The sequence below is a fragment of the Mycobacterium shunyiense genome, assembly GCF_058270075.1.
Window position 1 is genome coordinate 102,233 of sequence record NZ_JBZDPU010000005.1, and the last position, 21,587, is coordinate 123,819.

Genomic DNA, 21,587 nt, shown 5'->3' on the forward strand with positions numbered 1-21,587 from the left:
CACCTATCATCGCGGGGGTGAAGCTCGCCCGTCCGGATGTGTTCCATCCCCGCATCGTGTTGGCCGGCTGCGCGGCACTGCCAGACGGGGACGGCGACGACGCCGGCCTGGTGACGGCGCTGCGCAACCGCGGCCTGCATGCCCGCTGGCTGCCGTGGGACGACCCGGCCACCCTCGACGCCGACGTGGTGATCCTGCGGGTCACCTGGGACTACGCCGAGCGCCTCGAGGAGTTCCTGTCATGGACGCGCTCGGTGCGTCACCTGATCAACCCGCCGGGAGTCGTGGCGTGGAATACCGACAAGCGCTACCTCGACGATCTGCACAGCATGGGGATTCCGGTGGTACCGACCGGATACTTCGCGGTCGGTGAACAGGTCATCGTGCCCGACGGTGAAGTGGTGGTGAAGCCCGCGGTCGGTGCGGGCTCGCGCGGGGCGCAACGATTCGTCGACACCTCCGAGGCTCTGGCCCACGCGGCGGCACTGCACGCCACGGGTCGCGCCGTGTTGGTGCAACCGTACGACCACCGGATCGCCGAAGGAGAGACCGCACTGGTGTTCCTTGGCGGCAAGGAGTCCCACGCGTTCATCAAGGGACCGATGCTGCCTCCGCCCGGACAGTCACCCGAGTTCGAGGAGACCGGGACCTACGCGCACGAGTCGTTGTCGCCGGCCGATCCTGACGACGAGGTGTGGCGGGTCGGGCGCCTGGCGATCGACGCGGTGATCCGGTCGTTCTACCTTCAGCCCGAGGAGTTGGTTTACGCCCGTGTCGACGTGATCGGCGGCCCGGACGATCCTCGCGTGTTGGAGCTGGAGCTGGTCGAGCCAGGGCTGGGTTTCCGGCAGCTCGATCAGGTCGATCGGGAAGACGCCGAGCGGCGGTTCGCCGTCGGTGTGGAGGGCGCGCTCGAACGGCTCGGCCTGGGCCCCTTGTCGCACCGCGGTTTCTGACCTCCACATGACCTGGCCGCCCTAGAGTCGGCGCGATGGACACCTTTGAAGGACGGGGCGCCGTGGTCACCGGCGGCGCCAGCGGCATCGGCCTGGCGACGGCGCGTCAGTTCGCCGCGCGGGGCGCCCGGGTTGTGCTTGCCGACCACGATGCGGCGGCGCTCGACCGAGCCGTCGCACAATTGCGGTCCGAGGGGCACGACGCACACGGCGTGCCGTGCGATGTCCGCGAGCTCGAACAGGTCACCCACCTCGCCGACGAGGCCTTCGGGCTGCTCGGTGCCGTGCACGTGGTGTTCAACAACGCCGGCGTGGCTGTCGACGGCCCGGTCGCCCAGATGACCCACGACGACTGGCATTTCGTCCTTGACGTCGACCTGTGGGGGCCGATTCACGGCGTCGAGGCGTTTCTGCCCCGCCTCATCGAGCAGGGCCAGGGCGGGCATCTGCTGTTCACCGCGTCTTTCGCCGGGCTGGTCCCCAACGTCGGCCTCGGCGCGTACTGCGTGGCCAAATACGGTGTGGTCGCACTGGCTGAGGTGCTCGCCCGCGAGGTCGGCAACGACGGCATCGGGGTTTCGGTGTTGTGCCCGATGATGGTTGGCACCAACCTTCTTGCCACCTCGGCGCGAGCCCGCGGAGAGGCGGTCGAGGACCAACTCATCGCCGGCAACGACGTTCTCGACGTCGACGAGGTTGCCCGGCTCACCGCCGAGGCGGTCCTTGCCGACCGGCTGTATGTGCTGACGCACGAGGCGTCACGAACGTCGATCCGCCGCAGATTCGATCGGATCGACGCGACCTTCGACGCACAGAGCGCCGCCGGGTGGAGCCACTGAGGCGGGCGGGACCGGACTAGGTGCCGGCCGGGACCCGCTCCCGCATCGAGGCCCACAGCGCCGCGGTGGCCGCGGTACAGGTGGCCGCACCGGCGACGTGGACGGCGACCAGGACGGCGGGAACGCCGGTATAGAACTGCACGATCCCGACGAGCCCCTGTGCGCACACCACCACGACCAGGACGGCGAGCCGGATCATGACCGGTCGAGAGGCGCGCACCGCGGTGAGGCCGAATCCCAGCGCGACGATCAGGGACAGGTACGCGACCAGCAGCGACGAATGCATGTGCACCAACGTGGTGATCTCGACCTCAAGTCGCGGCACCACGCGGTCGAGGCTCTTGTCCCCGGCATGCGGACCGGCGCCCGTCACCAGCGTGCCGGTCACCAGGACGGCGGCCAGGACGATTGCACTCAGGACCGTCAACTGCCGCAACGGTTTCGGCACGGTCGCGGTGGGCGCGCCGTCGTCGGATTGACCGATTTTGACGAACAGCAGCACCGCGAGCCACACCATTGCCATGGATGCGAGCAGGTGGATGGCCACGGTCCACCACAACAGGCCGGTCCGCACCGTGATGCCGCCGATGATGGCCTGGACCACGGTGGAGGCCGGCATCAGCCAGGCGTAGATCAGCACCTCTCGGCGGCGACGGGCCCGGGTCACGGCCAGGACGGCCGCAATGGCGGTCAGCACCACCAGGAAGGTGATCATCCGGTTGCCGAACTCGACCACCTGATGCACGACGGCGACCTCGGCGTGCGGGACGGGGGTGAAGCTGCCCGGGAAGCACTGGGGCCAGGTGGGGCAGCCCAGGCCGGACGCGGTGACGCGCACGATCGCCCCGGTGACCGAGATGCCGCCCTGGGTGAGGATCACCAGGAATGCGATCAGGCGCTGGACCCGGAGACTTGGCAGGGGCAGCAGGTCGACCATTCGCTGGAAAGCTGTTCCGCCGGGCACGGCCTGATCGTAGTTGATCAGGAACTACAACCCGTAGTAGGGCCGGTGTGGATCAGGTGAAGCGGAACCAGCGCAGCGCGCAGATCGCGGCGACGGCACCCCAGACCACCAGCACGGCCAAGCCGAACCAGTCCATCGACAGTGTCATCGCCTGGGTCAAGGACTCGGTGAGGGCTCCCGACGGTGTCAGCCGGGCCGCCCAGCGCAGGGCCGACGGCACGGGGCCACCTTCGAGGGTCAGCGCGCCCAGACCGGCGAACACGAACCACAGCAGGTTCGCCAGCGCCAGCACGATCTCGGCCTTGAGGGTGCCGCCGAGCAGCAACCCCAGCGCGGCGAAGGTGGCCGTGCCCAGCGCGATGATCACCGCACCGAGCGCCAACCCCAGCGGCGAAGGCCGCCAACCCAGCGCAAAACCGATGGCGCCCAACAAGATTGCCTGCAAGAACACGACAGTGACGACCGCCAGTGACTTGCCCGCGATGATTCCCCACACCGGAAGCGCGGTCGCGCCCAGCCGTTTCAGGGCGCCGTAGCGACGGTCGAAGGCCACCGCGATGGCCTGCCCGGTGAATGCCGTGGAGATCAGGGCCAGCGCCATGATCGCCGGGGTGAAGGTCCCGGCCCGGTCGTCGCCGAACGAGCCAAGGGGCAGCAGCGTCATCCCGACCAGCAGCGTGATCGGGATGAACATGGTCAACAGCAGCTGTTCACCGTTGCGCAGCAGCAGCTTCAGTTCCAGCTGGTACTGCGCGGCGAGCATCGCCGGCACCTTGGCCGGACGGGGATCGGGGGAGAAGGTGCCCGGGGCGAACCGGTTCGGAGCGCTCGTCATGACCGCAGCTCCCGTCCTGTGAGGTCGAGGAATACATCTTCGAGACTGCGCTGCTCCACCCGCATGTCGGTGGCCAGCACGTTGAGTCGGGCGCACCACGCCGTGACGGTGGCCAACACCTGCGGGTCGATGTGCCCCTCGACCAGGTACTCGCCGGGTGCCGTCTCGGTGGCCTTGTATTTCTCCGGCAGGGCCGCGGAGAGCAGGGACAGGTCGAGCTTGCGCGGCGCACTGAAACGCAGCTGGTTCTCGGCGCCGCTGTGGGTCAGCTCGGCGGGTGTGCCGGTGGCGACCGCCACGCCGTGATCGATGATCACGATCCGATCCGCGAGTTCCTCGGCCTCGGCGAGGTGATGGGTGGTCAGCACGACCGTCACGCCGTCCCGGCGCAGCGCATCGATCAACTCCCACACCACGATTCGGGCGTGGGCGTCCATTCCTGCGGTCGGCTCGTCGAGGAATACCAGCTCGGGGCGACCCACCACGGCGCAGGCCAACGCCAGGCGCTGTTGCTGGCCGCCCGACAGTCGCCGGTAGGTGGTGCGGGCGGATTCGGTCAGGCCGAGGGTGTCCATCAACCAGGCCGGATCGAGAGGGTCGGCAGCGTAGGAGGCCACGAGATCGAGCATTTCGCCCGCTTTCGCAGCGGGGTACCCGCCGCCGCCCTGCAGCATCACGCCGATCCGCTCACGGAGTTGGGCGTTGTCGGCAACGGGGTCCAACCCGAGGATCTCAACTCGGCCGTCGTCCGGGCGGATGAATCCCTCGCACATCTCGACGGTGGTGGTCTTGCCTGCGCCGTTGGGTCCGAGCAGAGCCAGCACCTCGGCGCGCTGCACTTCGAGGTCCAAATTGGACACCGCCGTCGTCGCGCCGTAGCGCTTGCTGACGCCGCGGAGCAGCACCGGTTGATCAGAACGCGAGGTCACGGGGATTCAGCGTAGGCGTCGGGGGATTGCGTAGGTGTCGGCGGTGCGTCCGTGTCGGTCTGGCGTGACGCGCGCCACGGCAGCCGGCGCCAGGTTATGCCGATCAGGATCAGCACGATCAACGTGCTGGCCAGCGTGGCCATCACGATCTGGAACAACGTGAACCGGTCGCCGTTGGCCGTCGGGCCGAAGATCCCGACGACCAGGGTTATGGCGATCGTGGACCCACGGAAACCGGGCCGGGTGGCCCACGCGGCCAGCGGGATCACCGCCCACAGCAGGTACCACGGCTGCACCACCGGGAACAGCAGGATGGTTCCGCCCAAGGCGACGCCCAATCCACCCACGGGGTGCAGCCGGCCGCGCATCACGGCCAACAACAGCCAGCTGACCAGGATTGCGATCAGGAAGACGCCGATGGCGCGGGTCAGGGCGAGCACTGCGGTGGTGTGGTCGCCAAGCCCCAGCAGGATGCCGACCTGACCGGTGCCCAATGCCAGCAGGGTCGGCGGCGACATCCAGCTGCGCACCACGTTGGCGGTGCCGAGGGTGGACAGCCAGCCGAAGCCGAGCCCGCTGGCCCAGCCGATCAGGCCCATCACGGCCAGCGAGATCACGCCGAGCGGGACACTGGCCACGAAGAACGCCTTGATCGTGCCGCCCAGGCGCCAGGCCAGGGCCATCGCGACGAACCCGAGTGCGAGCAACGACGGCAGCTTGACCTGCGAGGACAGTGTGATGAGGACGGTGCCGAACAAGAGCATCCCCGCGGGATACCAGCGGTCCCAGTCCTCGCGTGAGTGTGGCCAGGTCAGCGGCCGGGGAATTATGGGAGCGGCGACTGATCCCGATGTCGCCGACCTGGCAGCTCCGATGCCCCGCAGCGCGAACTCGGTCCCGGCCAGCATCAGGCCGAGCATCAGCGCCTCGTTGTGGATACCGGCCACCAGATGCATGAAGAGCAGGGGATTACATGCGCCGAGCCACAGTGCGCTGACCTCGGCGACGCCGCAGCGCCGGGCCAACCGGGGCGTCGCCCACACGATGAGCCCGACACCGAGCAGCACCACGGCGCGGTGACACAGCACGGCGGCGACGATGTTCTCACCGGTCAAGGCGGAGATGCTCTCGCCGATCCACAGGAACAGCGGTCCGTACGGGGCCGGGGTCTCGCGCCACAGACTGGGTACCGACAACGTGAACACGTGATCGAGGCCGAGACCGGTCGCCGGGCCGACCTGATAGGGGTTGAGGCCGATGTACCCGATCTCACTCTGGGCCAGGTAGGAGTAGACGTCCTTGCTGTACATCGGGGGTGCGATCAGCAGCGGGATGGCCCACAGCAACAGGGTGCGGTCGAGCTGGCTGCGTGACATCCGGCGGGGGCCCAGAGCGAAGCGTCCGAGCATCAGCCAGGCCAGCGCCATCATCACCGCACCGGTGGTGGTCATGGTGAGAGACACGGTCTGGATGCGGGACGGCAGGTTGAGCAGCCGCACGCCGAACGTCGGATCCTGCACGACGGGACGGGCGCCGGCACCGAGGGCGCCGATCGCCATCAGTACGGTGCCGGTGGCACCGAAAAGCCGGGTACGACGCAGCGCGACGACCTCGGCGGGGTTGAGTGGGGATCCGACTGTGCGTTCGTCGCCGTGCCACCGGGCGATAGATGTGCTGAAGGTCGACAGGCGGCTTGCCATCAGGGCAGCGTAACCGTCGGCCGCGGCGGTCTTCGCCGGGCAACGGTGGCCCAGGTCACGTAAGGGTGCCCTTGGTGGATCCCTGAGCGGAATTCCGTCACAATGGTGTTGTGAAAATGGGTCGGACGACTGCGGGCTCTGCTTCGGCTGGTGCGCCGAAGCCGGTCAACGACGTCGTGCCGGCATCGGACGGGCATACCCGCCGCGCGATCATCCACCTGTTGCTCGAAGGCCCGATCACCGCGGGGCAGATCGGTGACCGGCTCGGCATCTCGGCCGCCGGTGTACGCCGCCACCTCGATGCCCTGATCGAAGCCGGCGATGCGCAGGCCAGTGCCGCGGCCGCCTGGCAGCACAACGGCCGGGGCCGCCCGGCCAAGCGCTACCGCTTGACGGCTGCGGGGCGCGCCAAGCTCGGCCACACGTACGACGATCTCGCCGTCGCCGCGATTCGGCAATTGCGCGAGATCGGCGGCAAGGACGCCGTACGGACCTTCGCTCGGCGCCGGATGGACACCATCCTGGCCGGCGTGACCGAGGGGTCCGAGGGCGTCGCCGACACCGCCCAGCGTGTCGCCGACGCACTGACCCGGGCCGGGTATGCCACCACCACGAACCCGGTGGACGGCCCGATTCGCGGGGTGCAGATCTGCCAGCATCACTGTCCGGTATCGCACGTCGCCGAGGAGTTCCCGGTGTTGTGCGAGGCGGAGAGTGAGGCGTTCGCCGAGATTCTGGGCACCCACGTGCAGCGACTGGCGACCATCGTCAACGGTGACTGCGCCTGCACCACCCACGTTCCACTCGATGCGGACGGCCCAGCCCGGACGGCCGCAGCGACAAGCCAAACGACAGCGAGCAACAAGCAAGGAGCGGCGACATGACCATCACGCCCGAAACGCCATTGACCCAGGAAGAGACCATCGCGTCGCTGGGCAACTACGGCTACGGCTGGTCGGACTCGGACGTCGCGGGCGCCAGTGCGCAGCGCGGCCTGTCGGAAGCCGTCGTGCGTGACATCTCGGCCAAGAAGAACGAGCCGGAGTGGATGCTGGAGTCCCGGCTCAAGGCACTGCGCACGTTCGACAAGAAGCCCATGCCGAACTGGGGTTCCAACCTCGAGGGCATCGACTTCGACAACATCAAGTACTTCGTGCGCTCCACCGAGAAGCAGGCGGCTTCCTGGGAGGAGCTGCCCGAGGACATTCGCAATACCTATGACCGCCTTGGCATTCCGGAGGCCGAGAAGCAGCGTCTGGTGGCGGGTGTGGCTGCGCAGTACGAGTCCGAGGTCGTGTACCACCAGATCCGCGAGGACCTAGAGGCGCTCGGCGTGATCTTCCTCGACACCGACTCGGGCCTGCGCGAGCACCCGGAGATCTTCCAGAAGTACTTCGGCACGGTGATCCCGGCCGGCGACAACAAGTTCTCGGCACTCAACACCGCGGTGTGGTCGGGTGGTTCGTTCATCTATGTCCCGCCGGGTGTGCACGTCGACATCCCGCTGCAGGCCTACTTCCGGATCAACACCGAGAACATGGGGCAGTTCGAGCGGACGCTGATCATCGCCGACGAGGGCTCCTACGTTCACTACGTCGAGGGTTGTACCGCACCGATCTACAAGTCGGATTCGCTGCACTCGGCCGTCGTCGAGATCATCGTCAAGCCGGGCGCCCGCGTCCGCTACACGACGATCCAGAACTGGTCCAACAACGTCTTCAACCTGGTCACCAAGCGTGCCCGGGCCGAGGCCGGCGCCACGATGGAGTGGATCGACGGGAACATCGGTTCCAAGGTCACCATGAAGTACCCGGCGGTGTGGATGACCGGTGAGCACGCCAAGGGCGAGGTGCTCTCGGTGGCGTTCGCCGGCGAGGGACAGCACCAGGACACCGGCGCCAAGATGCTGCACCTGGCCCCGAACACGTCGAGCAACATCGTGTCCAAGTCGGTGGCCCGCGGCGGTGGCCGCGCGTCCTACCGCGGACTCGTCCAGGTCAACAAGGGCGCGCACGGCAGCAAGTCGAGCGTGAAATGCGATGCGCTGCTGGTCGATACGATCAGCCGGTCGGATACCTACCCGTACGTGGACATCCGCGAGGACGACGTCACGATGGGCCACGAGGCCACGGTGTCCAAGGTCAGCGAGGATCAGCTCTTCTATCTGATGAGCCGCGGTCTGACCGAGGACGAGGCGATGGCGATGGTGGTGCGCGGCTTCGTCGAGCCCATCGCCAAGGAACTGCCCATGGAATACGCGCTCGAGCTCAATCGGCTGATCGAGCTGCAGATGGAAGGCGCGGTCGGTTAAGTGGCACAGAATCTCACTGAAGCGGTCGAGGGGATCGCGACTAATAAGGGCGAGCTGTTCGCATCCTTCGACGTCAACGCCTTCGAGGTGCCTGGCGGTCGCGACGAGCTGTGGCGGTTCACCCCGCTGAAGCGGCTTCGCGGCCTGCACGACGGTTCGGCCGTTGCGAACGGCAAGGCCGGCATCACGGTGACCGAGCGCCCGGGCGTGACGGTCGAGACCGTCGGCCGTGACGACAAGCGGCTCGGCGAGGGCGGAGTACCCACCGATCGCGTTGCTGCCCAGGCATACTCGTCGTTCGAGACCGCGACGGTGGTGACGGTCAAGCGTGACACCGAGGTGGCCGAGCCCATCGAGATCGTGATCGACGGACCCGGCGCGGACACCGTGGGTTACGGGCATCTGCAGATCCGGGTCGAGGAACTGTCCCGGGCGATCGTGGTGGTCGACCTGCGCGGCAGCGGAACCTACGCCGACAACGTCGAGATCATCGTCGGTGATGCGGCCGGTCTTGGACTGATCTGGATCGCCGACTGGGCCGACGACATGGTGCATGTCAGCGCGCACCACGCCAAGCTCGGTAAGGACGCGGTGCTCGGACACGTCAACGTCACCCTCGGTGGCGATGTCGTGCGCACCTCGGCCACCGTGCGATTCACGGGGCCCGGCGGTGACGCCAAGATGCTCGGCACCTACTTCGCCGACGACGGTCAGTTCTTCGAGTCGCGGCTGCTGGTCGATCATGCTCAGCCGCACTGTAAGTCCGACGTCCTCTACAAGGGCGCGTTGCAGGGCGATCCGGATTCCAAGAAGCCTGACGCGCACACGGTGTGGATCGGCGACGTGCTGATCCGCGCCGAGGCCACCGGCACCGACACCTTCGAGGTGAACCGCAACCTGGTGCTCACCGATGGTGCCCGCGCCGATTCGGTGCCCAACCTCGAGATCGAGACCGGCGAGATCGTCGGCGCCGGGCACGCCAGTGCCACCGGACGTTTCGACGACGAGCAGTTGTTCTACCTGCGTGCCCGTGGCATCCCCGAAGATCAGGCCCGACGTCTTGTCGTGCGCGGATTCTTCAACGAGATCATCGCCAAGATCGCTGTCCCCGAGGTGCGCGAGCGTCTGACCGCAGCCATCGAAAAAGAACTTGCCATCACTGAATCGAGAGCCAACTAGTCATGACCACTCTGGAAATCAAGGACCTGCACGTCTCGGTCAACGCCGCCGAAGGCGCTGAGAACACCGAGATCCCGATCCTCAAGGGTGTCGACCTCACCGTGAAGTCGGGGGAGACCCACGCGGTGATGGGCCCCAACGGCTCGGGCAAGTCGACCCTGTCCTATGCGATCGCCGGTCACCCGAAGTACACCGTGACCTCAGGGTCGATCACGCTCGACGGGCAGGACGTCCTCGAGATGAGCATCGACGAGCGGGCGCGCGCGGGCCTCTTCCTGGCCATGCAGTACCCCGTCGAGGTGCCCGGCGTGTCGATGTCGAACTTCCTGCGCACCGCGGCCACCGCGGTCCGCGGCGAGGCCCCGAAGTTGCGGCACTGGGTCAAGGAAGTCAAGGGCGCGATGGACGATCTGGAGATCGACCCGGCGTTCGGTGAGCGCAGCGTCAACGAGGGATTCTCCGGTGGCGAGAAGAAGCGCCACGAGATCCTGCAGCTCGGTCTGCTCAAGCCCAAGATCGCAATCCTCGACGAGACCGACTCGGGTCTGGACGTCGACGCGCTGCGCATCGTGAGCGAGGGTGTCAACCGCTACGCCGAGGCCGAGCACGGCGGCATCCTGCTGATCACCCACTACACCCGGATCCTGCGCTACATCCGTCCGCAGTTCGTGCACGTGTTCGTCGGCGGCCGCATCGTGGAATCGGGCGGCCCGGAACTCGCCGACGAGCTCGAAGAGAACGGATACGTGCGCTTCACGCAGGCGGTCGGAGCCTGACATGACAGCCGCACGGACTATCGACCCCACCGTGCTGGCTGAGGTCAGGGCGGACTTCCCGATTCTGAGCCGGGTCATGCGCGGTGGAAAGCAGTTGGCGTACCTGGATTCCGGGGCGACGTCGCAGAAGCCGCTGCAGGTGCTCGACGCCGAACGGCGCTTCCTGACCACTTCCAACGGTGCCGTGCACCGCGGTGCGCACCAGCTGATGGAAGAGGCCACCGACGCCTACGAGCAGGGCCGCGCGGACATCGCGGCGTTCGTCGGTGCCGATCCGGATGAGCTGGTGTTCACCAAGAACGCCACCGAGTCGCTCAACCTCGTCGCATACGTGCTGGGGGACGAGCGGTTCGAGCATGCAGTCGGCCCCGGTGACGTCATCGTCACCACCGAGCTGGAGCACCACGCGAACCTGATTCCCTGGCAGGAGCTGGCCCAGCGCACCGGTGCGACGCTGCGTTGGTATGGCGTGACTGACGACGGCCGCATCGATTTGGATTCCCTGGAGCTCGACGAGCGGGTGAAAGTGGTGGCCTTCAGCCATCATTCGAATGTCACGGGCGCCGTTGCCCCGGTGGCCGAACTGGTGTCGCGGGCCAAGGCGGTGGGTGCGCTCACGGTGCTGGACGCCTGCCAGTCGGTGCCCCATCAGCCGGTTGACTTTCACGCGCTCGACGTCGATTTCGCGGCATTCTCGGGTCACAAGATGCTTGGCCCTACCGGTATCGGTGTGCTCTACGGGCGACTCGCGCTGCTGAACTCGATGCCGCCGTTCATCACCGGCGGCTCGATGATCGAGACCGTCACGATGGAGCAAACCACCTACGCGCCGGCGCCGCAGCGATTCGAGGCAGGCACGCCGATGACCTCGCAGGTGGTCGGATTGGCCGCAGCCGCAAGGTATTTGAGCGCGATCGGGATGGACGCCGTCGAGGCTCACGAAGCCGAACTGGTGGCAGCCGCGCTGGAAGGTCTTGCCTCGGTTCCGCAGGTTCGGATCATCGGGCCGACGACGATGGAACATCGGGGGTCCCCGGTGAGTTTCGTGGTCGACGGGATCCATGCCCACGATGTCGGGCAGGTGCTCGACGACGAGGGCGTCGCCGTGCGCGTCGGACACCACTGCGCCTGGCCGCTGCACCGTCGCTTCGGGATCGCCGCCACCGCTCGTGGGTCCTTCGCGGTCTACAACACGCTCGACGAGGTCGACCGCCTGGTGGCCGGCATCAGACGCGCCGTGGAGTTCTTCTCGTGAAAATGGAACAGATGTACCAGGAAGTGATCCTGGACCACTACAAACATCCGCACAATCGCGGACTCCGGGAGCCTTTCGCCGCCGAGGTACATCACGTCAACCCGACCTGCGGGGACGAGGTGACGCTGCGGGTAACGCTGTCCGACGACGCGGAGACGGTGGCGGACATCTCGTATGACGGGCAGGGCTGCTCTATCAGCCAGGCTGCCACCTCGGTGCTCACCGATCAGGTGATCGGTCAGAGCGTCGGAGACGCCCTCAAGACGGTCGAGGCGTTCACCGAGATGATTTCCTCACGCGGCAACGTGGAGGGGGACGAAGATGTAATCGGTGACGGCATCGCGTTCGCCGGTGTCGCCAAGTATCCGGCGCGGGTGAAGTGCGCGCTGCTGGGTTGGATGGCTTTTAAAGACGCGTTGGCACAGGCCAGCGACGACGTGGAGGACAAGCGATGAGTGATACCGCTTCTGACGAGCTGCTCGCCGATGTCGAGGAGGCCATGCGCGACGTGGTTGATCCCGAGCTGGGCATCAACGTCGTCGACCTGGGCCTGGTCTACGGACTCAACGTCGAGCAGGGCGATGAAGGCGCGGTTGCGCTGATCGACATGACGCTCACCTCGGCAGCATGCCCGCTGACCGACGTGATCGAGGATCAGTCGCGCACCGCGCTCGTGGGCGCGGGCCTGGTCAACGAGATCAAGATCAATTGGGTCTGGAACCCGCCGTGGGGCCCGGACAAGATCACCGACGACGGTCGCGAGCAGTTGCGCGCGCTCGGGTTCACCGTCTAGCTGTACCTAGCCGCCAAGGTCGTCGGACTGTCGGTCCTCAGTGCTACCAATATCGCCACCAGGCGAATACGGAGGCACACATGGGACACAGTCCTGAGGTAAAGGTCGTCGGTGACCGGCTGTTTTTGGGGCCGGCAACGGTGACGTTCGAGCGGACCCTTCGTATTCCGGAAACCGGATTACACCCGCTCCCACCGAGTCTCGGTTCGTTTCCGCTGCGTCGGGTCCAGGACTATCCCCATCGGGTCCCCGCCGAGTGGCTGGCGCACGGCGGGGTCATGCTGCCGGTCTATCAGCGTGAGGCGATGTGGCTGTCGTTCGGCTCAGATGAACCCGCCGCGCTGCAGATCGGCATCGGGAAGGTGTGCGCGGTCAGCGGCGAGGGCTGGACCGACCGGCTGGCCCATGATCCGCAGAACTACGTCGCTCTACCCGAGCAGCCATGGCTCGACGGCATCAACGCCGGTGACGGGTTCATCCGACAGTTCGTGGCCGTGCCGCTCGGTTCCGGGGCAACGGTCGAAGGGCAGGTCACCGGCGAGGAAGTCCACGGCGGTGTCCAGCTGCGCGCGGTCGGTCTGACGCCAGAGGCCCTCGACGAGTGGCGGGCGCGTCGTCTGATCGAAGAAGCGACGGTGGATTTCGATGACTGCGGTCCGCTCCCGGCGCCCTGTGCAGCAGCGTCGATGGGTCTGGGCGCCGGCGGCAGGATGCGGCAGGAGGTATACGTCGACGACCGCCCGCTGTCCGACTACGACGAGGACCGTTCGTGGCGGGTGTTCGTGCATCTCTGCAGCGCGGCGCAGTGGACTGCGATCACCGGTGAGGTGCCGCCGCCCACGCCGGTGGACCGCGACGCCTATGTCGAAGCCGGTCTGCCATGGTTCGACTATTACGACGCGGACGCCCAGGATCTGGCAGCCACCGAGGTGTTGAAGAACGTCAAGAGTGTCGGGGAGTGGTTCGGGGAAGGCGAGATGCCGTTTGTCCCTGTTGATCCCGCGAAAGTCGTCACGGTGAAGGGCACGCCGGGTGATGCTGTGGCCGATGGAGATTGGTAGCGGGCGGTGCTGACCGTCCCGGCGTTCGTCTGGCGCCGCGGCTTTTGGGGCCGAGCGCTGCTGATCGGCGGCAGCGTGGGATTCGTGCTGGGCGTGCTCTCCTGGCTGGACTCCGGATTCTGGATCTCCGGCGTGCTGGTCCTCGTCATCGTGGGCACGTTCTACGGCGTCTGGATGGCGCGCCGGATGGCCCGGTACTGGCCGATGTCGGGACAGCTGACCGGCGCTGATCGGGTCAGGGTCGTTGCCTTTGCCCGCCGTGGTGAGCACATCGACGACCCACGACTGGTCGAGGCCGCCCGCGACTACGACCGCGGCGTGCATGAGGCCGCCGAGGCAGCCAGACCGTTTCGCTGGCTCTTGCCGGTGGTGCTCATCGTCGCCGCGGCAAGCGCGTTGTGGGACGCCGTATTCGGGTCGGTCGGCAATGCCGTCGTCTCGGTCGTCTACCTGGTGGCCTTGGCGGTCGAATTGTTCTGGTGGCCGCAGCGGCACGCGCACCTGCTGGCCAATGTCCGGCAGGCCTGTGGATAACTTCGCCACCGCACGGATTTTCGACGGCTTTCTGTCGGCCTCCGTCGTTAGCTTCCAGCGCATCGGGAGCCGACGGGGTTCCCGAACAGCCGGAAGGAACTCCCCATGCACTCAGACGTCGAAAAATTGCACCAAGCGTGCCTGCGCGATCTCGGTGATCCGCAGCGCTGGTTCAGTCCGCTCGGATATCCAGAATCACTGGCGTTGTGCGTGATTGATTCGATCTACTCGACCGGGGCGCAACGTGCCTCTGTGGAGAAGATCATCGCCCGATACCGCGGCTATCGGGCTGCGCAGGGCGCGGACGCCGATACTGACGGCGCGGTCGAACTTCTTCAGAACATCGCCGAGTTGGGCGGGCCGGACTCATGGGCGACGCAGATCGGAAATCGTCGGCCCACCTCGACCATGGCGAACGCGCCCTTGAAGTCGATTGCCGTCAAACAGGTTGCGGAAGCGCTTGTCGCACTGGATGTTCGCACGACCGCGGACCTGCGCACCCTGGTTGAGGAGGACGACCGCCGGGATCAGGTCGCGAAGGCATGGTGCGCGGTGTCCGGGCAGCGGTCGGGCGTCACCTGGGAGTACACGCTGAAGCTCACACAGATCCCTGGGGCGAGGGCCGGCCGTGTGGTGGCGGCGTACGTGTCCCGCCAAATCGGCGCTCTCAGTGCCGAATGCGCAGCTGAGATGGTGCGTGAGGTAGCTGCATCCGCGGGGTGGAATGTGTTCGCGCTCGATCACGCGATATGGCGGTTCGAATCCGGACGACCACATCAACGCGATCTCGCGTCGTGAGGTTGTTGCCGCTCGGGGACTGCGGACTTTTTCGCCGAACCGAGCGGCACCAAACCGCCTGTCTCAGAAGGGTGGTGGTGGTCCGTATTGTTCGGCGAGCCAGGCTTGGTAGTCGCGTTCGTAGGCGAGGTCGTTGTTGAGTTCGGCGCGTAGGCGTCGTTCTTCGGCGATGCGGTCACGTTGGTCTTGTTCGCGGGTGCGTGAGCGTTTGGGCATTTTGGCGGCCCGGTTCAGGTTCGGGTCCAGGCTGGGCGCGCCAGGTTCGGGGTCGGGGAGGTTGAGGTCCCCGGTCGGTTGGGCCAGAGTCGGGAACAGGGCGGCGCCGTGAGGTTCGGTGCTGTGGGTGTGTCCGGTGGGGGTGGTGAATTCGATGGTGCCGTCGGGTCGTTGACGATCGGTCCAGCCGGGGCAGAACGTTTTCACCAAATGGTGTGCCCGGCAAAATAGTTTGGTGTTCGACGGATGCGTCGGCCCGGCGGGCCAGGGTGCGGTGTGGTCGATGTCGCAGCGTTCGGCCGGGGCGTCACAGCCGGGGAACCGGCACGTCAGATCGCGCCACCGGATGAATTCTGACAAGGCCACCGAGGGGCGGTACTGCGGCTCGCCGGCCGCAGCGGGCATGCGCACCGGTTTGACCTTCGCGGTGGCGGCCAGATCACGCACGGACTCGGCGGGCACGATGCCATGGCCGACCAGATACCCCGGATCATCACAGGTCCCGTTCACGGTGGATTGGTCGGCCAGCACATGCACCACCGCGGCATCCGCGGCCGCCCGCTGCTGTGCGGCCGGGCAGTCCTCGCGCCGACACAGACACGGCAGGTGCGATTCCAGTCGGGCCACCGGCCCCACCGCATCGGCGCGGCGCTGCTCGCGGGTACGGGGGTCGTGTTTGCAGACGGTGTCGGCGACGGCATCGAGACGTTGATTCAGTGCGACCCCGTCAGCGGCGTGGATGTTGGCCCACACCGAGGCCATGCCGGGGCTGCTCGCCTCGACCTGCACAAACCGCCCGTCATCGATCGGGGGTGGGACCCGTACCCCGTTGGGGTCGAGTTTGGCGATCCATTGATCCACCCGGTCCCGCAACTGGCGTTCAGATAGCCGCATCCATTTATGGGCCCGGGCCGCGAGTTCTTCATCCAGGCCGGCCCATACTGCGGGGTCGACGATGCCGGTGCGGGCGATGAGCATCCGCACCACCCGGTAATCGATGTCGCCGGCGGCGAACCGGGCGGCCACCAACGGGAGTTTGTCGCGTAATACCCGGGCGTGATGAATCTGGGTGCCGGCCCGGCCCCGGCTGATCCGCAACGCCGCCGACACTTCGGCAGAGACTTCTTCGAACGGGTCGGTGGTCCAAAAGATCGACTCGGCCAACTCCTGTTCCCGCAGACTGTCCAACGCCCCGATCGCAGCCAGCCGCCCCGCGATCGCCGCCGACTCCGCCCGCGCCGCGGCACTGATCTTGTCGATCAGAGCGACATCGGAATCAGTGTCGAACATGTGTTCGATTATGCCACGGCGGTACGACACACGGGCTGTGATGTCTCAGGACATCGGTGACAGTTCCGATGGTCGCGACGACTGACGTCGCCCCCCAAACTCGCGCTGAGTAAATCGGAATCGGCCGGTCCCACGGGGCGTTGACGCCCAAGTGAGCCAAACTCCCCGCGACCTGTTCAGTCCGTTGACCGTCGGATCGCTGACGATCCCGAATCGCTTCGCGATGGCACCGATGACCAGAGCGGCGTCGCCCGGTGGTGTGCCGGGCACCGACGTGGCGGACTACTACGCCCGTCGCGCAGCCGGTGGCGTCGGCCTGATCATCACCGAGGGGGTGCGGTTGACGGATCCGGCCGCGGGCTGGCCGTTCAGCATCCCGACGCTGTCCGGTACCGAGGCGCTCGACGGCTGGCGGGCCGTCACTGACGCGGTACATGCTCAAGGCGCCGTGATCGCCGCGCAACTGTGGCATCAGGGTGCCGAACGTGCCGACGGTGACGGGGTGGTGCCGGTCAGCCCCTCGGGGGTCAACAGTGTGGGCGTTGCCAAGGGCCGGGCGCTGCGGGCCGATGAATTGGGTGGTGTCGCAGCGCAGTTCGCGGAGGCGGCCCGCAATGCCAAGGCTGTTGGATTCGACGCTGTCGAGTTGCACTCCGCCCACGGTTATCTGCTCGACGAATTTCTCTGGGAGAAGACGAATCAGCGCACCGATTCCTATGGCGGCTCGCCGGCAGCGCGGACCCGCTTCCCGGCCGAGGTCGTCGCGGCGGTGCGCGAAGCCGTCGGTACCGGATTCCCGATCATCTACCGCTTCTCGCAGTGGAAGGCCAACGCCTACGACGCACAACTCGTCGAGACCCCGGCTGAGTTGGAGCAGGTACTCGCACCGTTGGTCGCCGCGGGTGTCGACGTACTGCATCCGTCGACCCGGCGCGTGTACATCCCCGCGTTCCCGGGCTCGGATCTGAGCCTGGCCGGCTGGACCAAGAAGATCACCGGTGTGCCGGTGATCGGGGTGGGATCGGTCGGACTGGCAACCGAGTTCCAACCCGGAAAGCGAGATGGCGACCCCATCGAGCCGGCCCCGGTCGATCGACTGTTGGCGCAGTTCACGGCCGAAGAGCTCGACATCGTGGCGATCGGCCGAGCCCTGCTGGCGGATCCGGGTTGGGTGAATCGGCTGCGTGACGACACGCTCGGCGGCTTCACCGGCTACCACGCCGAAACCGCGCTGGCCAGGCTGTACTGAAATAGGCTGGGAACAGGCCGCTAAGCCCCGACGTTAGGAAAAGTGTGAGTACGCAGGACATCACCACAGAACAGTTCGACAACATCGTCAAGGACAACGAGATCGTGTTGGTCGATTTCTGGGCGTCGTGGTGCGGACCGTGCCGGGCCTTCGCGCCGACGTACAAGGCTGCTTCCGAGAACCACCCCGATGTGGTCTTCGCCAAGGTCGATACCGAGGCCGAGCAGGCGCTCGCCGCGGCAGCTGAGATCCGCTCGATCCCCACCCTGATGGCCTTCAAGAAGGGCAAGTTGGTCTTCAACCAGGCCGGGGCGCTGCCACCGGCTGCATTGGAGGACCTCGTCCAGAAGATCAAGGAGTTCGACATCGACGCGGCCATGAAAGAGCAGGCCGCTCAGGGCGACGCAGAACAGATGTGAGCGCCGGCACGCGATAGCGTGCTGACCGTGACTGCGCAGAACGAATTCGTCCTGGTCGACCGCCCCCGCTCGGACGTCGCCCTGGTGACCCTCAACCGGCCCGAGCGGATGAACTCGATGGCGTTCGACGTCATGGTCCCGCTCAAGGGCGTCCTGGAAGACCTGCGCTATGACAACAGCGTGCGCGTTGTCGTGCTGACCGGGGCCGGTCGGGGGTTCTCCTCCGGGGCCGATCACAAGTCGGCCGGGTCGGTGCCGCACGTGGCCGGTTTGACCAGGCCGACGTACGCATTGCGGTCGATGGAGATTCTCGACGATGTGATCCTCGCCCTACGGCGGCTGCGCCAGCCGGTGATCGCAGCGGTCAACGGCGCGGCCATCGGCGGCGGGCTCTGCCTCGCGCTGGCCTGTGACGTCCGGGTGGCCGCCGAGGGCGCCTACTTCCGCGCCGCGGGGATCAACAACGGGCTCACCGCCAGTGAGCTGGGCTTGTCCTACTTGCTGCCACGCGCCATCGGCTCGTCACGCGCTTTCGAGATCATGTTGACCGGCCGCGACGTCGACGCCCAGGAGGCTGCGCGCATCGGTCTGGTGTCCAGTGTGGTGGCCGAGGAGGCCCTCCTGGGGACCTGCTACGACATGGCGGACCGGATGGCGGCGTTCTCCCGGCCGGGTATCGAGTTGACCAAGCGCACACTTTGGAGTGGACTGGACGCCGCTAGCCTGGAGGGGCACATGCAGGCCGAGGGCCTGGGACAACTCTTCGTGCGTCTGCTCACCGCAAACTTTGAGGAAGCGGTTGCCGCGCGCGCGGAGAAGCGCGACCCGATATTTACCGACGAGAAGTAAGACACATACCTAGGAGGACCGCAGCGTGATCACCGCAACGGACCTGGAGGTCCGCGCCGGCGCGCGCACGCTGCTGTCCTTCGAGGGCTCGGCGCTGCGGGTGCAGCCCGGTGACCGGATCGGACTGGTCGGGCGCAACGGCGCAGGCAAGACCACCACGATGAGAATTCTGGCGGGGGAGGGCGAGCCGTACGCCGGGTCTGTCACAACCACCGGTGAAATCGGTTACCTGCCACAGGATCCCAAAGAGGGTGACCTCGACGTCATGGCCCGTGACCGGGTGTTGTCGGCCCGCGGTCTCGACACGCTGCTGGCGGACTTGGAGAAGCAGCAGGTCTTGATGGCCGAGGTCGCCGACGACGCGGCTCGCGACAAGGCGGTCCGAAAGTACGGTCAGCTCGAAGAACGGTTCTCGGCACTGGGCGGTTACGCCGCCGAGAGTGAGGCCGGTCGCATCTGCGCGAGCCTGGGCCTGCCGGACCGGGTGCTGACGCAGCCGCTGCGGACGCTGTCCGGCGGTCAGCGCCGCCGCGTCGAGCTGGCCCGCATCCTGTTCGCGGCGAGCGACACCGGTTCGGGGTCGGCCACGACTCTGTTACTCGATGAGCCGACCAACCACCTCGACGCAGACTCGATCGGCTGGCTGCGGGACTTCCTGCACAACCACACCGGTGGCCTTGTGGTCATCAGTCACGATGTCGACCTGCTCGATGAGGTCGTCAACCGGGTGTGGTTCCTGGACGCGGTGCGCGGTGAGGCCGACGTCTACAACATGGGCTGGAAGAAGTACCTCGACGCGCGCGCGACCGATGAGCAGCGCCGCCGTCGCGAACGTGCCAATGCCGAGAAGAAGGCCGGTGCGTTGCGGGCCCAGGCCGCCAAGATGGGCGCCAAGGCGACCAAAGCCGTTGCCGCGCAGAACATGTTGCGCCGAGCCGACCGCATGATCGCCGAGCTCGATGCCGAGCGCGTGGCCGACAAGGTGGCCCGGATCAAGTTCCCCACCCCGGCGCCGTGCGGAAAAACTCCGCTGGTGGCCAAGGGGCTCACCAAGACGTACGGGTCGCTGGAGATCTTCACCGGTGTCGACCTGGCGATCGACCGCGGATCCCGGGTGGTGGTGCTCGGCCTCAACGGTGCCGGCAAGACCACCCTGCTGCGACTGCTCGCCGGCGCCGAGACTGCCGACGCCGGAGCACTGGAACCCGGTCACGGGTGCAAGATCGGGTACTTCGCCCAGGAGCACGACACGCTCGACAACGGGGCGACGGTCTGGGAGAACATCCGCCACGCCGCACCCGACACCGGCGAGCAGGATCTCCGAGGCCTGTTGGGCGCCTTCATGTTCACCGGACCACAGCTCGATCAGTCGGCGGGCACTCTCTCGGGCGGTGAGAAGACGCGGTTGGCTCTCGCCGGTCTGGTTGCCTCTACGGCCAATGTGCTGTTGCTCGACGAGCCCACCAACAACCTCGATCCAGCGTCACGCGAGCAGGTTCTCGACGCGCTGCGCAGTTACCAGGGCGCGGTGGTGTTGGTGACGCACGATCCGGGTGCAGCCGAGGCTCTCGATCCGCAGCGAGTGGTGCTGCTGCCGGACGGTACCGAGGACTTCTGGTCCACCGAATACCGGGACCTCATCGAGCTCGCCTGACCGCGAATCCTCAAGGACCGCCGCATCTTCGAGAGCGTCAATTTAAGACGTTGGACAAATCGACCCCGTGGTGTGTGTGGGGTTTCTACTGTGGGTACCCGTCGGGACATCACAATCTGGGAGATGTCGATGAGGGATATGAACAAGAATCGCGGCGAACTGCTGACCGAGCTTCGGAAGGAATACGAGGCGGGTGCCAGCATCCGCTCGCTGGTGGCGAAGACCGGTCGTTCATACGGTTCAGTCCACAGCTTGCTGCGTGAGTCGGGCACGACGATGCGAAGCCGCGGGGGACCCAATCACCGGACCCGGGCCAGGGTATGACGAGCACAAGCGCTGCGGAATAGCGGGATTCAGCTATCCGCCGGCGTCTGTTGGCGCACGCTGGCCTCCACCAGATCGAGTACCGCCGTGAGGTTCTGCGGATCCTCGCCGGAGGCGATCCGCGCCACCAGGCCGTCGAGCACGAGGTCCAGGTAGATGTGCAGGACCGCACTCGGTACGTCGTCACGCAGTCGGCCGGCCTGCTTCTGCCGGCGTAGGCGCTCAGTGACCGTGGCGTCCAGCTCGGCGGACCGTTCCGCCCAGCCGCGGTGAAAAGCCGGGTCGTTTCGCAACTTTCGGGCGATCTCCAGCCGGGTGGCCAGCCAGTCGAACTGCTCGGGGGCGGCGAGCATGTTCCGCATCACCTGGATCAACCCTTCGCGGGCAGCCACTTCGGCCATCCGCTCGGCGTCCTCGCGGGCCAGTTCGAAGAACAAGGTGTCCTTGTCCTTGAAGTGGTGAAAGATTGCGCCGCGCGAGAGCCCGATGGTTTCTTCGAGCCGCCGCACGGTCGCACTCTCATATCCGTACTGACCGAAGCAGCGCCTGGCGCCGTCAAGGATCTGACGGCGCCGGGCCGCGAGATGGTCGTCCGTTACCCGGGGCATTCAGACCACTCCTCGCGCAAGCGCCCGTTGGCGCTGTCCTTACGTGCT

General features: G+C 66.7%; 23 protein-coding genes. 17 read left to right on the forward strand and 6 right to left on the reverse strand.

Annotated elements, in window-relative coordinates:
• The first annotated feature begins 17 nt into the window (after positions 1-17).
• A complete protein-coding gene (locus tag AC4ELH_RS02995; RefSeq protein ID WP_498883213.1) occupies positions 18-956 on the forward strand; it encodes an ATP-grasp domain-containing protein in 939 nt (312 codons plus the stop codon).
• A gap of 35 nt (positions 957-991) precedes the next feature.
• Positions 992-1,795, forward strand: a complete 804-nt coding sequence (locus tag AC4ELH_RS03000; RefSeq protein WP_064886515.1) for an SDR family NAD(P)-dependent oxidoreductase — start codon at positions 992-994, stop codon at positions 1,793-1,795.
• A gap of 16 nt (positions 1,796-1,811) precedes the next feature.
• Here AC4ELH_RS03000 and AC4ELH_RS03005 read toward each other — a convergent pair whose 3' ends face one another.
• The 4 genes from AC4ELH_RS03005 to mptB all read right to left on the reverse strand — a co-directional run bounded on the left by AC4ELH_RS03005 (position 1,812) and on the right by mptB (position 6,223).
• Positions 1,812-2,732 carry a COX15/CtaA family protein gene (locus AC4ELH_RS03005; RefSeq protein ID WP_498883324.1) on the reverse strand — a complete coding sequence of 307 codons (921 nt, stop codon included), beginning with the start codon at positions 2,730-2,732 and terminating at the stop codon, positions 1,812-1,814.
• 79 nt (positions 2,733-2,811) lie between these two features.
• Positions 2,812-3,594: an ABC transporter permease gene (locus AC4ELH_RS03010; RefSeq protein ID WP_498883214.1), complete on the reverse strand. Its 783-nt coding sequence runs from the start codon at positions 3,592-3,594 to the stop codon at positions 2,812-2,814.
• Complete coding sequence (locus AC4ELH_RS03015; RefSeq protein ID WP_064886512.1) at positions 3,591-4,523, reverse strand: ABC transporter ATP-binding protein; 933 nt, start codon at positions 4,521-4,523, stop codon at positions 3,591-3,593. The genes AC4ELH_RS03010 and AC4ELH_RS03015 overlap by 4 nt, the downstream gene beginning before the upstream one ends.
• A complete protein-coding gene (gene mptB, locus AC4ELH_RS03020) occupies positions 4,520-6,223 on the reverse strand; it encodes a polyprenol phosphomannose-dependent alpha 1,6 mannosyltransferase MptB (protein ID WP_064886511.1) in 1,704 nt (567 codons plus the stop codon). The genes AC4ELH_RS03015 and mptB overlap by 4 nt, the downstream gene beginning before the upstream one ends.
• Before the next feature lie 116 nt (positions 6,224-6,339).
• Between mptB and AC4ELH_RS03025 the strand changes: the two genes are divergently transcribed.
• From AC4ELH_RS03025 to AC4ELH_RS03070, 10 genes are all read left to right on the forward strand, one after another.
• On the forward strand, positions 6,340-7,107 hold the full coding sequence (locus tag AC4ELH_RS03025; RefSeq protein ID WP_088304528.1) for a helix-turn-helix transcriptional regulator: 768 nt from the start codon (positions 6,340-6,342) through the stop codon (positions 7,105-7,107).
• Positions 7,104-8,534, forward strand: coding sequence for a Fe-S cluster assembly protein SufB (gene sufB / locus AC4ELH_RS03030; RefSeq protein ID WP_055113723.1), 1,431 nt, complete (start codon positions 7,104-7,106; stop codon positions 8,532-8,534). Before AC4ELH_RS03025 ends, sufB begins: the two co-directional genes overlap by 4 nt.
• Positions 8,535-9,713 carry a Fe-S cluster assembly protein SufD gene (gene sufD / locus AC4ELH_RS03035; RefSeq protein ID WP_448447791.1) on the forward strand — a complete coding sequence of 393 codons (1,179 nt, stop codon included), beginning with the start codon at positions 8,535-8,537 and terminating at the stop codon, positions 9,711-9,713.
• A 2-nt stretch (positions 9,714-9,715) separates the two neighbouring features.
• Positions 9,716-10,489, forward strand: a complete 774-nt coding sequence (gene sufC / locus AC4ELH_RS03040; protein ID WP_064886509.1) for a Fe-S cluster assembly ATPase SufC — start codon at positions 9,716-9,718, stop codon at positions 10,487-10,489.
• Between the two features lies 1 nt (position 10,490).
• Complete coding sequence (locus AC4ELH_RS03045; protein ID WP_498883215.1) at positions 10,491-11,744, forward strand: cysteine desulfurase; 1,254 nt, start codon at positions 10,491-10,493, stop codon at positions 11,742-11,744.
• Between the two features lie 2 nt (positions 11,745-11,746).
• Positions 11,747-12,199 (forward strand): Fe-S cluster assembly sulfur transfer protein SufU, encoded by a 453-nt coding sequence (sufU, locus tag AC4ELH_RS03050; protein ID WP_498883325.1) that lies wholly within the window; start codon positions 11,747-11,749, stop codon positions 12,197-12,199.
• A complete protein-coding gene (locus tag AC4ELH_RS03055; protein ID WP_064886506.1) occupies positions 12,196-12,537 on the forward strand; it encodes a metal-sulfur cluster assembly factor in 342 nt (113 codons plus the stop codon). Before sufU ends, AC4ELH_RS03055 begins: the two co-directional genes overlap by 4 nt.
• A gap of 80 nt (positions 12,538-12,617) precedes the next feature.
• A complete protein-coding gene (locus AC4ELH_RS03060; protein WP_498883216.1) occupies positions 12,618-13,598 on the forward strand; it encodes a hypothetical protein in 981 nt (326 codons plus the stop codon).
• A gap of 6 nt (positions 13,599-13,604) precedes the next feature.
• A complete protein-coding gene (locus tag AC4ELH_RS03065) occupies positions 13,605-14,132 on the forward strand; it encodes a hypothetical protein (RefSeq protein WP_498883217.1) in 528 nt (175 codons plus the stop codon).
• Positions 14,133-14,237: 105 nt separating this feature from the next.
• Positions 14,238-14,930 carry a DUF8548 family protein gene (locus AC4ELH_RS03070; RefSeq protein WP_498883218.1) on the forward strand — a complete coding sequence of 231 codons (693 nt, stop codon included), beginning with the start codon at positions 14,238-14,240 and terminating at the stop codon, positions 14,928-14,930.
• A gap of 63 nt (positions 14,931-14,993) precedes the next feature.
• Here AC4ELH_RS03070 and AC4ELH_RS03075 read toward each other — a convergent pair whose 3' ends face one another.
• Positions 14,994-16,436 carry an HNH endonuclease signature motif containing protein gene (locus AC4ELH_RS03075; protein WP_498883219.1) on the reverse strand — a complete coding sequence of 481 codons (1,443 nt, stop codon included), beginning with the start codon at positions 16,434-16,436 and terminating at the stop codon, positions 14,994-14,996.
• Between the two features lie 151 nt (positions 16,437-16,587).
• On the opposite strand from AC4ELH_RS03075, the gene AC4ELH_RS03080 reads away from it, so the two are divergent.
• The 5 genes from AC4ELH_RS03080 to AC4ELH_RS03100 all read left to right on the forward strand — a co-directional run bounded on the left by AC4ELH_RS03080 (position 16,588) and on the right by AC4ELH_RS03100 (position 20,931).
• Entirely contained in the window at positions 16,588-17,685 is a 1,098-nt protein-coding gene (locus tag AC4ELH_RS03080; protein ID WP_448447778.1) for an NADH:flavin oxidoreductase, read from the forward strand.
• Positions 17,686-17,729: 44 nt separating this feature from the next.
• Entirely contained in the window at positions 17,730-18,104 is a 375-nt protein-coding gene (gene trxA, locus AC4ELH_RS03085; protein WP_055113744.1) for a thioredoxin, read from the forward strand.
• An 18-nt stretch (positions 18,105-18,122) separates the two neighbouring features.
• Entirely contained in the window at positions 18,123-18,953 is an 831-nt protein-coding gene (locus AC4ELH_RS03090; RefSeq protein ID WP_498883220.1) for an enoyl-CoA hydratase, read from the forward strand.
• A 25-nt stretch (positions 18,954-18,978) separates the two neighbouring features.
• Positions 18,979-20,607, forward strand: coding sequence for an ABC-F family ATP-binding cassette domain-containing protein (locus AC4ELH_RS03095; protein WP_448447775.1), 1,629 nt, complete (start codon positions 18,979-18,981; stop codon positions 20,605-20,607).
• A 129-nt stretch (positions 20,608-20,736) separates the two neighbouring features.
• Positions 20,737-20,931, forward strand: a complete 195-nt coding sequence (locus AC4ELH_RS03100) for a helix-turn-helix domain-containing protein (protein ID WP_448447807.1) — start codon at positions 20,737-20,739, stop codon at positions 20,929-20,931.
• Between the two features lie 29 nt (positions 20,932-20,960).
• Here the strand turns inward: AC4ELH_RS03100 and AC4ELH_RS03105 are convergent, their stop codons facing one another.
• Entirely contained in the window at positions 20,961-21,539 is a 579-nt protein-coding gene (locus tag AC4ELH_RS03105) for a TetR/AcrR family transcriptional regulator (RefSeq protein WP_448447773.1), read from the reverse strand.
• Between the last annotated feature and the right edge of the window lie 48 nt (positions 21,540-21,587).

Coding starts and splice junctions, on each gene's coding strand:
- AC4ELH_RS03000 (WP_064886515.1), top strand. CDS start 992: ATGGACACCTTTGAAGGACGGGGCGCCGTGGTCACCGGCGGCGCCAGC.
- AC4ELH_RS03005 (WP_498883324.1), bottom strand. CDS start 2,732: ATGGTCGACCTGCTGCCCCTGCCAAGTCTCCGGGTCCAGCGCCTGATC.
- AC4ELH_RS03010 (WP_498883214.1), bottom strand. CDS start 3,594: ATGACGAGCGCTCCGAACCGGTTCGCCCCGGGCACCTTCTCCCCCGAT.
- mptB (WP_064886511.1), bottom strand. CDS start 6,223: ATGGCAAGCCGCCTGTCGACCTTCAGCACATCTATCGCCCGGTGGCAC.
- AC4ELH_RS03025 (WP_088304528.1), top strand. CDS start 6,340: ATGGGTCGGACGACTGCGGGCTCTGCTTCGGCTGGTGCGCCGAAGCCG.
- sufB (WP_055113723.1), top strand. CDS start 7,104: ATGACCATCACGCCCGAAACGCCATTGACCCAGGAAGAGACCATCGCG.
- sufC (WP_064886509.1), top strand. CDS start 9,716: ATGACCACTCTGGAAATCAAGGACCTGCACGTCTCGGTCAACGCCGCC.
- AC4ELH_RS03045 (WP_498883215.1), top strand. CDS start 10,491: ATGACAGCCGCACGGACTATCGACCCCACCGTGCTGGCTGAGGTCAGG.
- sufU (WP_498883325.1), top strand. CDS start 11,747: ATGGAACAGATGTACCAGGAAGTGATCCTGGACCACTACAAACATCCG.
- AC4ELH_RS03055 (WP_064886506.1), top strand. CDS start 12,196: ATGAGTGATACCGCTTCTGACGAGCTGCTCGCCGATGTCGAGGAGGCC.
- AC4ELH_RS03060 (WP_498883216.1), top strand. CDS start 12,618: ATGGGACACAGTCCTGAGGTAAAGGTCGTCGGTGACCGGCTGTTTTTG.
- AC4ELH_RS03070 (WP_498883218.1), top strand. CDS start 14,238: ATGCACTCAGACGTCGAAAAATTGCACCAAGCGTGCCTGCGCGATCTC.
- AC4ELH_RS03075 (WP_498883219.1), bottom strand. CDS start 16,436: ATGTTCGACACTGATTCCGATGTCGCTCTGATCGACAAGATCAGTGCC.
- AC4ELH_RS03100 (WP_448447807.1), top strand. CDS start 20,737: ATGAGGGATATGAACAAGAATCGCGGCGAACTGCTGACCGAGCTTCGG.
- AC4ELH_RS03105 (WP_448447773.1), bottom strand. CDS start 21,539: ATGCCCCGGGTAACGGACGACCATCTCGCGGCCCGGCGCCGTCAGATC.